The following is a 13,051-nucleotide window of genomic DNA, read 5'->3' as shown; positions in this document are numbered from 1 at the left end:
TAGGACCCAGGTTTGGCAGGGGTTGGGGGCTGGGTGGATGCTGGGTGTCTGGGTCAGGGTGGCATCTTGTCGATCGTTGCGCGCGTGAAAGCCAGTGCCTTGGCGCAGATTTCGTCGACAGCCAACGAATCAAATGACGTTACTGATGTTGAGACAATCGCGCTGCCGGAGCGGACATAGGTGGTGCACGTGTGTTCGGAATGAGGGGTCCCGATAGCGGCTGTTCGAGCGTTTAGCTGGATATCGGGTCGCCAGTCGACTACCGGTGATTGACGCTGTTTGTACTCGGTCAGCGACGGACCGTTTCCGACGGCCTGGGATACCAGGGTGGTGGAAGACCCTGACGCCTTCCACACACACCCGCGTGCAGTTTGGTGGTTGGCCCGCGCCGCATCTCGGACGGAGCTCACTTGGAGGTCGAGAGCCTCGAGCTCCGGACCCGTGAGGGCGGTGCAAGGCTCGTAGGTTGTACCGTCGTTAAGCTCGCTCCACCTGTCGGGAAATACGGTTCGGAAAGGAAGTAGGTCACCGCTGGCGTCTTTTTGCCGGACGGAAAGTGGTGATTGGCTTGAAGCCGATGGAGACGGTGCTGAAGGGGGGCCGGCCGACGTATCGGCACAACCGCCAATCATCACCATTACCCCAACTAGCCCCGCCACGCGTGTTAGCGCTTGCAAGCTAAAACTGTTCTTCGACTTATGTTGTGAGGCTGGTGGCGCCATTACCATCTGCCGCATGTAACTCCGTGTTCGCGAGGTCGCACTGATCCGCAATCGAGTGAAGTGCTTGCGTTTGTGTGTCAAGGCTCCCGCAGAATTCGCTGACGAAATTGATGAGGCGCGAATAGAAGCCCTCGCCCTCCGGTACTGACCCGTAGTGGTTTTGGTCGATGACGTTCCGAAGGTCGACGATGACAGACCCCAACTCCCCCGCCAACCCCCGGGCCACGGCAGCGCGGCGTCCCCACTCGGCGTCGACGACTTGAACGACGCCACCGCCGCCGAGGCCGTCGCCGGCCGCGGAGCCGAGCCCGATGGGGCCGTCGTCGTCGGGTTGATAGCTGGGCATGTCGGAGCCCTCGAGGGGCACTCGCGTGCCTGGCAATACGAAGAAGTCCGTCATGATCTCCCCCTTCTGGCCACTCCCGTGGCGGCCAGATCCACGGCGTCCACGCATTCTAAGCAGAAGTTCGCAGATCGGGCGGGGTAACCGCGCCACTTGTGGATGGACGGGTTGGTCGTGTGGTGGCGATGCAATGGTGGGTCTTGTTGGAGGATGGGGGTGCTGTACCACCCACGACGTCCAACAGGACCCACGTTCTTGCGGATACTGCTCAGCCGGCGTGACGAACGGGGCAACCGGGGGAGAAGGTGCCGAGTTGGTCGACGTCGTATCCCCTGGGGTAGCAACGGATCTGCTGCATGTCGCGGCCGTATTGCGGGGTGGTGCGCGGACGCGCGGCGAACCGGATGGCCAGGCCTCGGGCCTTGAGGCCGGTGCGGGCGAGGACGCGTTCGACGGCGGTCGGCTTGGGGTAGCGGAAGGCCTCGAGGAGGCGGTCGTCCATCAGGGCGAAGGACAGGCGGCGCACCAACCATGCGGGGAGCAGGCGGAACGGCATGAAGGTTGCGAGGAGGTCGAGGGTGGAGTCGGCGACCCTGCGGGAGTCGGCGGAGTAGGCGAAGTGGGCGAGTTCGTAGTCGTCGAGGAACTTCTCGAACTCCTCGTAGGTGGCCGGGATGTTCTTGATGGCCATGTGGTTGCCGAGTTTGCGGTAGTACTCGGTGAGGCCGTCGATCTCGTTGCGGCGCAACGGCCGCCATTCGTAGTCGGCGACCCAGCGGACCGGGCAGACGACGAAGGTGGCCAGGACGTAGAGCATGTCGTCGTTGGAGATGTCGTACATGCTGTGCATCTGGTTGATGCGGCGAATCGCGGAGCGGCCCTTGGGGTCTGCGAATCCGAACTCGACGGGGGTGTCGAGCAGCAGCACGGTGTCGTCGTAGCGTTTCTGGGTGCGTTCGGTGAATTCGCCTGTGTCGCACAGTAGATCGCCGATGGAGGGGACCGCGTAGGTGCGGAAGAGGGCGAAGCTCAGCGCCATCGTGATACCCCACGGATACTCCAGGGTGCCCAGTGCGCGGGCATACGCCTCGGGGTCGCCGGCGGGATCGGTGGCCGCCAGGTCGTTGCGCAGGCGGTAACGCTCGGCGCGGCGGTCGCTGATGCGATCCGCGATCGCGGATGCGACGGATGATGCGGTCGGCACGGTACTCCCTCGATGACTTCGGCTGACGTGTTTGAAACATATTATCAAATATGTGTCTTCGCGCTTGGGTCGAAGGGCCCTACCTGTCCGGAGGGTGGGGGAGGTCGGACGATGAGGACGCGGTCAGGCGAACGGCGGCACGTCGTCGACCTTCGTGGACACCCGTCCCGCCGACCGCCACGCGCGGGCGACGAGGTCGGTGTCCTCGGGCGTGATCAGGTTGCCCATCACGCGCACGACCAGCGACATCAGTCGCTGGGAGCGGATGCCGGGGCGCCCGAGAATGGGCACGGTCTGCGGCATGGTGAGCAGTCCGGCGAGGCGTCGGGCGGCGGAGAACGCGAGCCCGTAATGCTCGACGAGGGTCGCGTGCCAGGCGTCGGTGTGATCGCCGGCGCCGAGTCGGGCGACGGCCAACCGCGCGGTCTCGAGGCCGTAGTCGATGCCCTCGCCGTTGAGCGGGTTCACGCACGCCGCGGCGTCGCCGATGAGCATCCAGTTGCGACCCGCCACCCCACTGACCGCACCGCCCATCGGCAGCAGTGCCGACGCGATCCGGACGGGGTCGCCGGCGATCTGCCACTCGTCGCCGACCATCCGCGCGTAATGCTCGAGCACCGGCCGAAGTGCCATGTGCGCCGGTCGTTTTGACGTCGCCAACGCTCCGACGCCGATGTTGAGCAGGCCGTGACCCTTTGGCCGGGCAACCGCGGTCATCGGGCCGGAGTCGACCGCGCCGAGGGGGAACACCCAGCCGTAGCCGGGCAGCAGGGTGTCGTCGGGTCCACGCAACTCCAGGTGCGAACCCATCAGCGTGGCGTCGGCGCGCGTCGACGGGACGTACGCGCGGGCGGCGACGCCGTAGGCGGTGTCGCGGTGCCACTGCCGGCCGAGGAGTTTGCCGAGGCCGGAACGCACGCCGTCGGCGACGATCACCTCCCGCGCCCGGATGGTGTGCGGGCCGTCGTCGGTGGCGAAGGTGACCGCACCGAGGCGATCGCCGTCCATCTCCACGTCGACGGCCTTGGCGCCGGAGACCATCCGCGCGCCGCGGGTGACGGCGAGCCCGCGGATCGCGTCGTCGAGTTCGAGTCGTGCGACCGCACTGCCGTAGCTCGGGAAGTGCCCGGACGGCCACGGCACGTACACGGCCCGTCCCCAGCCGTGCAGTTCCAGGCCGTTCAGGCGGGGGCGGTCGGCGAGCAGTCCGTCGAGGCCGAGGGTGGACATCTCCGCGACCGCGCGTGGAGTGAGGCCGTCGCCGCAGGTTTTGTCGCGCGGGAACACCGCCGCGTCGGCGAGCACCACGTCGAAACCGGCCGCGGCGGCGTGCGCGGCGGCGGCCGAACCTGCCGGGCCGGCGCCGACGACGAGCACGTCGGCGGTGTCGGGACGGTCGGTCGGCGGCTGCGCGGTGCTCACCCGACCAGTATGTCGGCGCGCGCCGCGGTGACGTGTGTCGGGCGTCGTCGGTGCCTACGGATAGGCTGGCGGCAGACAGTGCGGCCTGCGCGGTGGTGCGGGCCGTCCCGGCACCTTCTCGAGATGGAGTGGCGCAGCACGTGAAGTCGACATTCACCGGCGTAGACCTGGGGTCCGACGAGTTCGCCGAGACCGTGCGGTCGTCGCTGGCGCGGGTCGAGGACCTGCTGCTGTCCGAGCTGGCCTCCGGCGACGACGTGATGACCGAGGCTGCGACGCACCTCGCGCGGGCCGGGGGCAAACGGTTCCGGCCGATGTTCGCGATCCTCGCCGCGCAGTTCGGGGCGCGTCCGGACGCCGACGAGGTGATCACCTCGGCCACCGTCGTCGAGATGATCCACCTGGCGACGCTCTATCACGACGATGTGATGGACGAGGCGCCGATGCGTCGCGGCGCGCAGAGCGCCAATGCCCGCTGGACCAACAGCATCGCGATCCTCTCCGGCGATTTCCTGTTCGCGCGGGCGTCGCGGCTGGTGTCGACGCTGGGTCCGGACGCGGTGCGGATCATCGCCGAGACCTTCGCCGAACTGGTCACCGGTCAGATGCGCGAGACCGTCGGCGCCGGCGAGGGCGTGGACCCGATCGATCACTACCTGAAGGTGGTGTGGGAGAAGACCGGGTCGCTGATCGCGGCCGCCGCACGGTTCGGCGCGATGGCCGCGGACGCGACGTCCGAGGACATCGAACGCCTCTCCCGGATCGGTGACATCATCGGAACGGCGTTCCAGGTGTCCGACGACATCATCGACATCAGCTCTGTCACAACAGATTCCGGTAAGACCCCGGGCACCGACCTGCGTGAGGGGGTGCACACCCTGCCGGTGCTGTATGCCCTGCAGGGCGACGACGCGGCCTCGGATCGATTGCGGGAACTGCTCCTCGTCGACGGTGCGGCCCGGCCGCTGACCGACGACGCCGAGGTGGCCGAGGCACTGGATCTGCTCAACGCATCTGGTGGGATGGTGGCGGCCAAGGACAAGCTGCGCGCCTACGCCGACGAGGCGAATGCCGAACTGGCGCAACTGCCGACCGGGCCGGCGCATCGGGCGTTGAGTTCGCTGGTGGACTACACGATTGAACGCACCGGCTGAGGTCGGCGGTCCCCGGCCGCGGCCCAGTTGGGTGATCGCGGGATGGGCGGTCGTCGCGGTGGCCGGACCCGCGGTGGCGCTGGGCGTCGTCTACCTGCTGGCGGCGATGTGGTCGGCGTGTGATGTCGGCGTCAACGCCGCGGCCAACAGCGGTGGGCTGCTGTTCTTCGATCTGCCGTTCCTGCTGATCGTGCTGGCCGTCGCCATGCTGCCGTCGTATGCGCTGGTGTCGCGGCGGAGCGTGGCAGGCGCGTTGGCGTTGGCGTGTGGTCTTGCCGTGGCCGTCGCGTGGGTCTACGTCGCCTGGCGACACAATCCGGGCGGCGACTACCCGGCACCGATCTGCCCGCCGGACAACGTGCCGGGGTGGTGGCCGGGGTGGATACCGATCTGACGCGGGCCGCGGAGGCCACGATCGATCAACCGCGTCAGGGCATCTCGTCGTAGGCAGGTGGCAAGGCCGCGAGGCGGTCGCGCACCGCGTACGCCGCCTCCTCGTACTGCGTGGCGTCGAAGAGGAACGGCCCGAACTTCGAGTGATCGATGTCGCGGCGTTGACCAGAGAAAGACCAGGACACGGCGGTCTCCGACATGGTGACCCGGGCGAACAGGGGGCCGCACCCAACCTCCCCGCACGAGCACCCGAGCAATGCGGCAACGTGGGGTTCGGGCCACTGGCCTGGTGTCCGGCCGAGAAGATACTCGGCCATGTCGCCGTAGTTGAAGTGTCGCGGGATCAAGCCGGCATAGTCGCCGGCGAACTCGTTCCCGAGGTTGCGCTCGTAATCGGCGACGATGCCGATCAGGCTGACGCCATCGACGTGGGGCGTCAGGACGGCGATCGGGGAGTCGTCGACACCTCGGGTGGGCCAGCTGGACAACTCGAAGGTGACCTGGTTCACCGGGATGGGAGTGCGCGTCATCGGGGCTCGAGTGTAGCGAGTGAAATCCGCCTTCGACGCGGCGAGGAAACCTAACCGACCCTTGGATCGTTTGACAGACTGGACACTCCACATCGGTTGTGGCCAGAACGAACGAGGATTTGATGCATTTCAACGGATTGAAAACGGCGGCCCTGCTGGGTCTGATGTCGGCGATCATCGTCGGAATCGGTGCTGCGTTCCGGAATCCGACGGTGCTGTGGGGGTCGGTGATCCTGGCCGTCGCGGTCAACGCCTACGTGTACTTCAACAGCGCCAAGATGTCGTTGAAGGCGATGCACGCACAGCCGGTGACCGAGGTGGAGGCGCCGGTGCTCTATCGGATCGTGCGCGAATTGGCCACGCAGGCACGCCAACCCATGCCCGCGCTGTACATCAGCCCGACCGAGTCACCGAATGCCTTTGCGACGGGCCGTAATCCGAAGAACGCCGCGGTGTGCTGCACCGCCGGGATTCTGCGCCTGCTCGACGAGCGGGAGTTGCGCGCGGTGCTCGGGCACGAACTGTCGCATGTCTACAACCGCGACATCCTGATCAGTTCGATCGCCGGTGCGATGGCCGCGATCATCAGCGGTCTGGCGAACTTCGCGTTGTTCTTCGGCGGTAACCGCGAGAACGGCGCGAATCCGCTTGTGCTGCTGCTGATCACCTTCCTCGGGCCGATCGCGGCGACGCTGGTGAAGCTGGCCGTGTCACGGTCGCGGGAGTACCAGGCCGATCAGTCGGGAGCCCAACTGACCGGCGACCCGTTGGCGTTGGCGTCGGCGTTGGCGAAGATCTCCGGCGGCATCCAGGCGGCGCCGCTGCCGCCGCAGCCCGACATCGCCGCGCAGAGTCACGCGATGATCGAGAGCCCGTTCCGGGCCACCGACCGGATGGCGAAGATGTTCTCTACACATCCGCCGACCGCCGAGCGCATCGCCCGGCTTCAGGAGATGGCGCGGCGAGGCCCGCATTCGGGGAGGTAGCCGACTCGTCGGTGAGGCCGTCGGGACGGCGATCGTCGTCGTCGAGCCGGATCGCGCTGTTTGCGTTTCCGGGCGGGCGTGCAGGCCTTGGGCTGGGGATCGCGTAAGTGATGCGTGATGAGTGATGCACTACTCTGAGTGCGTGAGGACCACATTGGATATCGACCCGCGTGTACTTGCGGCTGCCCGAGCGCGAGTCAACGAAGGGCAGAACAAGAGCATCGGTGAGGCGGTCTCCGAACTCGCCATCGCGGGCATGTCCACCACCCAGTCGGCGTCGACCGACAAGAGTGGGCTGGTCCTGCTGCCGGCGGCGACTGGACACGTTGTGACCGATGAGATGGTGGCCCAAGCGATGCTTGATGAGTGACCTCGATCTGCCCGACGTCAATGTCTTGGTCGCGCTCGTGCACCCCGGCCACATTCATCACGACGCAGCTCAGGACTGGTTCAGGTCGGTAGCGAGGTTTGCGACGACGCCGATCACCGAGGCGGGCCTACTCCGGATGGCACTGAACAAGGTCGTGATGGGCCGAGCGGTCGAGGCCGAGGCCGCGATCGAGACGCTGCGCTCCATTCGCGAGCATGAACGTGCTGTGTTCCTGCCCGACGACTCGTCGCTCGCGCAGGCCGCCGTCGACTTGAGCGGTCTCGCAGGATTTCGCCAGGTCACAGATCTGCACCTGGTCAATCTGGCGGCTCGCCACTCCGGTCGCCTGATCACCTTCGACGCGAAGATCGCGCGCGTTCTCACGCCGTCCGACCAGCAGGCGGTGCTGACGCTCGTCTGATGAAGTGAGGACGCGTGGCGGCAGGCGTTACCGGTAGTTGACGAACTGCAGGGCGATGCCGAAGTCCTCACCCTTGAGCAGGGCGATGACGGCCTGCAGGTCGTCACGCTTCTTGGACGAGACGCGCAGTTCCTCGCCCTGGATCTGCGCCTTGACGCCCTTGGGGCCCTCGTCGCGGATCTTCTTGGAGATCTTCTTGGCGTGCTCGGAGTCGATGCCCTGCACGAGCTTGCCGGTGATCTTGTACTGCTTGCCCGACGCGACGGGTTCGCCGGCGTCGAAGGCCTTCAGCGAGATGTCACGCCGGATCAGCTTCTCCTTGAACACCTCGAGGCCGGCCTGCACGCGTTCCTCGGCGTCGGAGGTCAGCACGATGCCCTCCTCGCCGGACCACTCGATGCCGGTGTTGGTGCCCCGGAAGTCGTAGCGCTGCGAGAGTTCCTTGGCGGCCTGGTTGAGTGCGTTGTCGACCTCTTGGCGGTCGACCTTGCTCACCACGTCAAACGATGAATCAGCCATACCTGTCAGCCTATCGGGTCCGACCCTCGGGCTCTGACGGTTGTGCCGACCGGGCCGATGTGGACCCGACACCGGCGCGTCGGCGTCGCCGGGCCCTCTGTGGAAAGCGTCCTGAGCTGCTGGTTTGCGCTGACCGGGAGGGTTCGTTGTATTCTTCACGACGTTGTTCACGCGGTCGTCACGGTCGCGGAGACAGCACACGGCAGATTGCCCGAGCGGCCAATGGGAGCGGACTGTAAATCCGTCGCGAAAGCTACGCAGGTTCGAATCCTGCATCTGCCACAACGAGGAGATCGTCGCCCGCGACGTGCCATCCAATTGCCTGGACGCAGGCGATTTGGTGCGCCGCCGGATCGGTGTGTAATCTCGTTAAGGCTCTCGAGCCGCCCCGGACCACCTGGTACGGAGCGGAACGGGTACGCCCCCTTAGCTCAGTCGGCAGAGCGTTTCCATGGTAAGGAAAAGGTCGACGGTTCGATTCCGTCAGGGGGCTCGCTGGACTTGGACGCCCGTACGGGTTTTCAGGCCGCCAAGGCGGTGTAGCTCAGCTGGTTAGAGCGCACGACTCATAATCGTGAGGTCGAGGGATCGAGTCCCTCCACCGCTACACAACACGCAGCGCCCGCGGCGGCCCGGGGACACGGGGGCGCGAGCGCCAACAACGCACCACCCCCGTGAAAGAAGGACAACCGTGGCTTCCTCAACCGATGTGCGGCCCAAGATCACCTTGGCCTGCGAAGTGTGCAAGCACCGCAACTACATCACCAAGAAGAACCGTCGCAACGATCCCGATCGCCTCGAGATCAAGAAGTTCTGCCCGAACTGCGGCACGCATCAGGCACACAAGGAATCGCGCTGACCTCGTCGTCGGCGATTCCGACATAGGTTTTCAATGACTGCGGGTCGCCTCGATGAGGCGACCCGCAGTTCTTCGTGGAGGCGTCAGCGGCCTCACCCGATGTGACCATGCCCGGTCGGTCCACATCGTCGTCCATATCGTCTCAGCCACACCGGGAGCGGCGAGTAAGGAGCCCACATCCCATGTCACAGAGCACCGAGGAACGGACGACGGCGTTGACCACCGACGGCGGCAAGCTCTCTCCCGAGGAGATCGCCGAGCACACCAAGTCGCTGGTCGGCTTCAACTACACCGTCGAGGACTACTACGAGATCGGTCGCGAGGAGGTCCGCAAGCACGCCTTCGCCGTGCAGGACACCCACCCGGTGCACTGGGATGAGGCCGAGGCGAAGCAGATGGGGCATGACACCCTGGTCGCCGCGCCGACCTACGTGTCGGTGCTGGGCATCATCGCCCAGCGCAAGCTCTTCGAGGACGTCATCACCGGTTATGACCTGTGGCAGATCATGCAGACCGATCAGCGTCTCATCTACCACCGTCCGATGAAGGTCGGCGACCGCCTGATCTGTGATGTGTCGCTGGACTCGTTCCGGCACGTCACCAGCCCGGAGATGATCGACCTGATGGTCACCAAGAACGTCATCTGGACTCAGCACGACGAGCCGGTGATGACCACCTACACGTCGCTGGCCGCGCGCCCGGGCATGGAGATCGATCCGCGGCTCGCCGAGTCGCTGGACCACGTGATGATGAAGGTTCCGCCGCCGGCGCAGGTTGCGCGGACCGTCGAACCCGAGCCCGGCCGGTACGAGCTGCCCGATCCGACGGAACGTCCGGGTGCGTACGCGGCCGTCGACTTCGACACACTGACCGTCGGTCAGGAACTGCCGGCCAAGCGTTTCCTGCTGACCCGCGGCAACCTCACCAACTACGCCGGTGTGGCCGGCGATCCCAACCCCATCCACTTCTCCGATCACCTGGTCAAGGCGTCGGGGATGGACGACGTCGTCGCCCACGGGATGCAGACGATGGGTCTGGGTGCGAGCTTCATCTCCGAATTCATCGGTGATCCGGCCGCGTTCTGCGAGTACAACGTGCGCTTCACCAGCCCGGTGTATGTGCCCGCCGACGACAGTGCGGCCGTCGACTTCACCGGCAAGATCAAGTCGCTGGACCCCGACACCCGGCGCGGCACCATCGCCATCGTCGGCAAGCAGGGCGACCGCAAGATCTTCGGACGTGCGCAGGCGGTTGTTCAGTTCAACTGACGTAGGCGCCGTCGCCGGTGAGGTGAGCGCTGTCAACGTTGGATAGGGCGCTGTCAACGACCGCGGGAGCGCCGTCAGCGAGTCCGGGGGTTGCGGGCCTCCGGGCTTGCCCATTTCTAGACATTGCGCCGAGTCATTTTCGGCAAAAGCCCAGGTCGCTGGTCGGGCTCTACTTCGAGAATGTCTAGAAATGGGCAACAGGTCCGGGCGGTGCCGCGGCTCGTGCCCACTCGACGGGAAAGGGCGCCCACTCGACGGAAAAGCGCCCACTCGACGGGATGTCGCCGGGGCCGATCTCGCCGCGGTCGCGTGCCCACTCGATGATCACGCGTGAGAGCTCCTCGGCCCGGGTCTTGAGGACGGTGAGTGCGTCCGATTCGGGTTCGGCGGCGGCACGGCCAGGATGCCGAGAATGACCCACTCCAACGCCGCATAGCAGTCGTCGATCGCGGAGGGATACGCCCGACTGATCTTCGGTAAGCCATCTACTCCGGTCGATCGGTAACCGACACCGAAGTGCTGTCGGGCCCAATGCTGTCGGGGACAGGTGTGTCCGGGCCCGGGGCTCCCCATCGTGCGGCGACGACACCCCACGGATCGGCGTATTTTCCCGGCCATCCCCGATAGGGCGAGCGTAGGCGCAGGGCCAGATTGGCCAGCGGTGCGAGGACACGTAACAGAGGGCGACGCCGTCCGCTATACGCACGGGCCTGCGCGAGCGACTCGTCGAAAGTGATCCGCTGATAGTCGAGCACCTGTTGCGCGCGCGTGGTGTCCATCCAGTCGGTGGCAAACCACTCGGCGTCCTGTGCGGGGTCACCGGGCCGTGCGGGGGGCATCCCGCCGACCATTCCGACGGCCGCGGCGGTGCGTTCGGCGAGTTCCTCCTGGCGAAGCCGGTGTGAGGGATCGCCCCCGACGAGATAGACCTCCCGGGACCGATCGGTGGTCAACGCACTTGCAAATGCCCGGGCGACGTCGCCGACGGCGACCGATTGCAGTCTGCCGTCACCGGGCAGCGCAGCGGCAAATGCGATCAGATCCGGATTGAGGTCGAATGTCTGGCCGGCCGAGATCACCCCGCCGAGGCGCAGAATCACCCAGTCCAGCGCCGAGGCCGTCAGGATGTCCTCGGCCTCGCATTTGTGGCCGCCGTACAGATCATTGGGTCGACGCGGGGTGCTCTCGTTCAGAAGGTCGTTCTGCGAGTGCGGATTTCGAGAACCGTAAACCGCGATCGACGACGCCAGCGCGAAACGCGGTGACGCCTGGCTCGCCACGCAGGCGTCGACGAGGTGTCGTGTCGCGTCGACGTTGACCGCCCGCGCCAGCTGCGGACGCGCATAACAGAACGGCGGGATCAGCGCCGCAAGGTGGACCACTGCCTCTGGCTGTGTCGTGGCGACCAGTTGTGACGACGCTGACGCAGTGGTCAGATCGCACCAGCGAACATCGAGCGAACCGCTGGTCGTCGCTGCATGTACCTGCAGCGACGCGACCACCCTGTGGTTGTCTTTGACGTCGAGATCTGTTGCGGTGACACTGTTCCCGCGATCGAGCAACTCCCGAACGACCGCGGATCCGACGAGACCGCAAGCCCCGGTGACCAACGTCTTCATGGTCCCAACCCACTATCCCAGCGAGATGCCGAGTTTGTCGGCCATCACGCGAACCATGTGCTGGACCCCGACCTCGTTACGGCCGATCAGCATGTGGTCGTGTTGGCCACGCCGGACACCCTCCCCACATTGGGGGAGCATGGCGAAATCCTCGTCACGGACGGCGGAATGCACCTGGGAGAAGATCCCGTCGTACAGTTCGCGTTGCTCGTCGGTGGTCGCCGGGTAGCGAGCCATCCAACTGTGGCGCACCGTGCAGCGGGTGGCTGACTTCTCCGGCAGGATGTCGATCACCTCGACGCCGACGGGGCTGTTGGCGAGGATCAGGTTCGGATAGACCCAGTAGATGATGCCCATCTGCGCAACCGGGTCCCAGTTGTCGGCAGGTTCGGTGCCCTCGAGCTGTCCGATCCAGTTGAACGGGAAACCGATCCGGTGATGGTCACCGAACTCGTCGTAGACATGGGTGTTGGCGAGGGTGTTCATGCCGATGAGACTGTTGCCGTGCACGAACGGGAAATGATATCCCTCGGCGAACGCCTCGAGCGCACCCTTCCAGCTGACGTCCGAAGTCAGTAACCTCTCGTCGTGGTAGCGGAAATCTTGGTAATTCCATTGTGCGAGTTCAGCTCCCATCGGTCCGAGATGTGAGTCGAGGTCGATGGTGGCGTCGGCCGACAGCACCGCCCAGATGAATCCGTGGCGTTCCTCGCTGGGCAATTCGACGAGACCGTAGTCGTCCCGGTTCATCGAGTCGAATCCCGCAGCGCCCGGTACGCCCTTCAATCGCCCCGTGTTGTCATAGACCCACGCGTGGTACGGGCAGGTGAACCGGCGTGCATTTCCCGAACCGCACGCAGGCATCGCACCGCGGTGGCGGCAGTAGTTCAGCAGCACGTGCGCGGTACCCGAGCGGGAGCGGGTGATCAGCAGCGAATCGCCGATCACCGAGCGGACGACGTAATCGAACTTGTCGGGGATCTGTGCACTGGCGAGGACTGGGATCGGCACCCGACGCAGGATCGTCGATTCTTCGCGGTCGGTCAGAGAGTCGTCGCGGTAGTAGTCGAGCGGCACGCGCAATGTGTCGGCGGCCATGTCGGTGGTTTGCGTCGATGCGAGTTCGAGGGCGCGACGGGTGAGGTCCCAGCCGAGCGGCGTGGGCTCGGTGGCGAGTCCCTCGGGTGATGTGGTGGTCATCGGGCTGCTGACCTCCTCGTTGTCATGGGTATCGAAGGTGT

Annotated in this window: 16 protein-coding genes and 3 tRNA genes; 10 read left to right on the top strand and 9 right to left on the bottom strand. The window is 65.8% G+C overall.

The annotated features are described in order from the left end of the window. Positions 1–53: 53 nt before the first annotated feature. The 4 genes from ABLE92_RS26150 to ABLE92_RS11865 form a co-directional block, all read right to left on the bottom strand. The gene (locus ABLE92_RS26150) at positions 54–632 is read right to left on the bottom strand and encodes a DUF3558 family protein (RefSeq protein ID WP_496560795.1); all 579 of its coding nucleotides are present in this window, start codon (positions 630–632) and stop codon (positions 54–56) included. 64 nt (positions 633–696) lie between these two features. Next, on the bottom strand, positions 697–1,122 hold the full coding sequence (locus tag ABLE92_RS11875) for a hypothetical protein (RefSeq protein ID WP_348804966.1): 426 nt from the start codon (positions 1,120–1,122) through the stop codon (positions 697–699). A gap of 211 nt (positions 1,123–1,333) precedes the next feature. After that, positions 1,334–2,269: an oxygenase MpaB family protein gene (locus ABLE92_RS11870; RefSeq protein ID WP_348804965.1), complete on the bottom strand. Its 936-nt coding sequence runs from the start codon at positions 2,267–2,269 to the stop codon at positions 1,334–1,336. 123 nt (positions 2,270–2,392) lie between these two features. Beyond that, entirely contained in the window at positions 2,393–3,691 is a 1,299-nt protein-coding gene (locus ABLE92_RS11865; RefSeq protein WP_348804964.1) for an FAD-dependent monooxygenase, read from the bottom strand. A 140-nt stretch (positions 3,692–3,831) separates the two neighbouring features. Here ABLE92_RS11865 and ABLE92_RS11860 point away from each other — a divergent pair, with 140 nt between their 5' ends. Together ABLE92_RS11860 and ABLE92_RS11855 are read left to right on the top strand one after the other, a co-directional pair. Then, entirely contained in the window at positions 3,832–4,845 is a 1,014-nt protein-coding gene (locus tag ABLE92_RS11860; protein ID WP_348804963.1) for a polyprenyl synthetase family protein, read from the top strand. After that, positions 4,829–5,239 carry a hypothetical protein gene (locus ABLE92_RS11855; RefSeq protein ID WP_348804962.1) on the top strand — a complete coding sequence of 137 codons (411 nt, stop codon included), beginning with the start codon at positions 4,829–4,831 and terminating at the stop codon, positions 5,237–5,239. Before ABLE92_RS11860 ends, ABLE92_RS11855 begins: the two co-directional genes overlap by 17 nt. 34 nt (positions 5,240–5,273) lie before the next feature. Here the strand turns inward: ABLE92_RS11855 and ABLE92_RS11850 are convergent, their stop codons facing one another. Then, complete coding sequence (locus ABLE92_RS11850) at positions 5,274–5,768, bottom strand: hypothetical protein (protein ID WP_348804961.1); 495 nt, start codon at positions 5,766–5,768, stop codon at positions 5,274–5,276. Between the two features lie 122 nt (positions 5,769–5,890). Between ABLE92_RS11850 and htpX the strand changes: the two genes are divergently transcribed. From htpX to ABLE92_RS11835, 3 genes are all read left to right on the top strand, one after another. Beyond that, the gene (gene htpX, locus ABLE92_RS11845; protein ID WP_348804960.1) at positions 5,891–6,754 is read left to right on the top strand and encodes a zinc metalloprotease HtpX; all 864 of its coding nucleotides are present in this window, start codon (positions 5,891–5,893) and stop codon (positions 6,752–6,754) included. Between the two features lie 142 nt (positions 6,755–6,896). Continuing rightward, a complete protein-coding gene (locus tag ABLE92_RS11840; RefSeq protein WP_348804959.1) occupies positions 6,897–7,124 on the top strand; it encodes a hypothetical protein in 228 nt (75 codons plus the stop codon). Further along, complete coding sequence (locus ABLE92_RS11835) at positions 7,117–7,545, top strand: TA system VapC family ribonuclease toxin (protein WP_348804958.1); 429 nt, start codon at positions 7,117–7,119, stop codon at positions 7,543–7,545. The genes ABLE92_RS11840 and ABLE92_RS11835 overlap by 8 nt, the downstream gene beginning before the upstream one ends. 27 nt (positions 7,546–7,572) lie before the next feature. Here ABLE92_RS11835 and ABLE92_RS11830 read toward each other — a convergent pair whose 3' ends face one another. Further along, on the bottom strand, positions 7,573–8,064 hold the full coding sequence (locus ABLE92_RS11830) for a YajQ family cyclic di-GMP-binding protein (protein WP_348804957.1): 492 nt from the start codon (positions 8,062–8,064) through the stop codon (positions 7,573–7,575). 201 nt (positions 8,065–8,265) lie between these two features. On the opposite strand from ABLE92_RS11830, the gene ABLE92_RS11825 reads away from it, so the two are divergent. The 5 genes from ABLE92_RS11825 to ABLE92_RS11805 all read left to right on the top strand — a co-directional run bounded on the left by ABLE92_RS11825 (position 8,266) and on the right by ABLE92_RS11805 (position 10,191). Next, positions 8,266–8,346: transfer RNA gene (locus ABLE92_RS11825), tRNA-Tyr, on the top strand. 138 nt (positions 8,347–8,484) lie between these two features. Next, a tRNA-Thr gene (locus ABLE92_RS11820) sits at positions 8,485–8,557 on the top strand. Between the two features lie 40 nt (positions 8,558–8,597). Further along, positions 8,598–8,671 (top strand) — tRNA-Met (locus tag ABLE92_RS11815). An 84-nt stretch (positions 8,672–8,755) separates the two neighbouring features. Beyond that, positions 8,756–8,923 carry a 50S ribosomal protein L33 gene (gene rpmG / locus ABLE92_RS11810; RefSeq protein WP_005188102.1) on the top strand — a complete coding sequence of 56 codons (168 nt, stop codon included), beginning with the start codon at positions 8,756–8,758 and terminating at the stop codon, positions 8,921–8,923. 182 nt (positions 8,924–9,105) lie between these two features. Continuing rightward, positions 9,106–10,191 (top strand): fused (3R)-hydroxyacyl-ACP dehydratase subunits HadA/HadB, encoded by a 1,086-nt coding sequence (locus ABLE92_RS11805; protein WP_348804956.1) that lies wholly within the window; start codon positions 9,106–9,108, stop codon positions 10,189–10,191. Between the two features lie 184 nt (positions 10,192–10,375). On the opposite strand, the gene ABLE92_RS11800 is transcribed toward ABLE92_RS11805, so the two are convergent. From ABLE92_RS11800 to ABLE92_RS11790, 3 genes are all read right to left on the bottom strand, one after another. Then, positions 10,376–10,612, bottom strand: coding sequence for a hypothetical protein (locus tag ABLE92_RS11800; RefSeq protein WP_348804955.1), 237 nt, complete (start codon positions 10,610–10,612; stop codon positions 10,376–10,378). A 64-nt stretch (positions 10,613–10,676) separates the two neighbouring features. After that, positions 10,677–11,810 (bottom strand): NAD-dependent epimerase/dehydratase family protein, encoded by a 1,134-nt coding sequence (locus ABLE92_RS11795; protein ID WP_348804954.1) that lies wholly within the window; start codon positions 11,808–11,810, stop codon positions 10,677–10,679. A 12-nt stretch (positions 11,811–11,822) separates the two neighbouring features. Further along, positions 11,823–13,010 carry an aromatic ring-hydroxylating oxygenase subunit alpha gene (locus ABLE92_RS11790; protein WP_348804953.1) on the bottom strand — a complete coding sequence of 396 codons (1,188 nt, stop codon included), beginning with the start codon at positions 13,008–13,010 and terminating at the stop codon, positions 11,823–11,825. Positions 13,011–13,051 lie beyond the last annotated feature (41 nt).

It is taken from the genome of Gordonia oleivorans, from assembly GCF_040044975.1.
Taxonomy (GTDB): domain Bacteria; phylum Actinomycetota; class Actinomycetes; order Mycobacteriales; family Mycobacteriaceae; genus Gordonia; species Gordonia oleivorans.
Note: the sequence above shows the minus strand (reverse complement) of the source record. Positions and strands in the feature narration are given on the sequence as shown.

What these genes read in the sequence shown, in the direction of transcription:
- ABLE92_RS11795 (WP_348804954.1), bottom strand. Translation starts at nt 11,810, where the DNA reads ATGAAGACGTTGGTCACCGGGGCTTGCGGTCTCGTCGGATCCGCGGTC.
- ABLE92_RS11805 (WP_348804956.1), top strand. Translation starts at nt 9,106, where the DNA reads ATGTCACAGAGCACCGAGGAACGGACGACGGCGTTGACCACCGACGGC.
- ABLE92_RS11830 (WP_348804957.1), bottom strand. Translation starts at nt 8,064, where the DNA reads ATGGCTGATTCATCGTTTGACGTGGTGAGCAAGGTCGACCGCCAAGAG.
- htpX (WP_348804960.1), top strand. Translation starts at nt 5,891, where the DNA reads ATGCATTTCAACGGATTGAAAACGGCGGCCCTGCTGGGTCTGATGTCG.
- ABLE92_RS11850 (WP_348804961.1), bottom strand. Translation starts at nt 5,768, where the DNA reads ATGACGCGCACTCCCATCCCGGTGAACCAGGTCACCTTCGAGTTGTCC.
- ABLE92_RS11875 (WP_348804966.1), bottom strand. Translation starts at nt 1,122, where the DNA reads ATGACGGACTTCTTCGTATTGCCAGGCACGCGAGTGCCCCTCGAGGGC.
- ABLE92_RS26150 (WP_496560795.1), bottom strand. Translation starts at nt 632, where the DNA reads ATGATTGGCGGTTGTGCCGATACGTCGGCCGGCCCCCCTTCAGCACCG.
- ABLE92_RS11835 (WP_348804958.1), top strand. Translation starts at nt 7,117, where the DNA reads ATGAGTGACCTCGATCTGCCCGACGTCAATGTCTTGGTCGCGCTCGTG.
- ABLE92_RS11790 (WP_348804953.1), bottom strand. Translation starts at nt 13,010, where the DNA reads ATGACCACCACATCACCCGAGGGACTCGCCACCGAGCCCACGCCGCTC.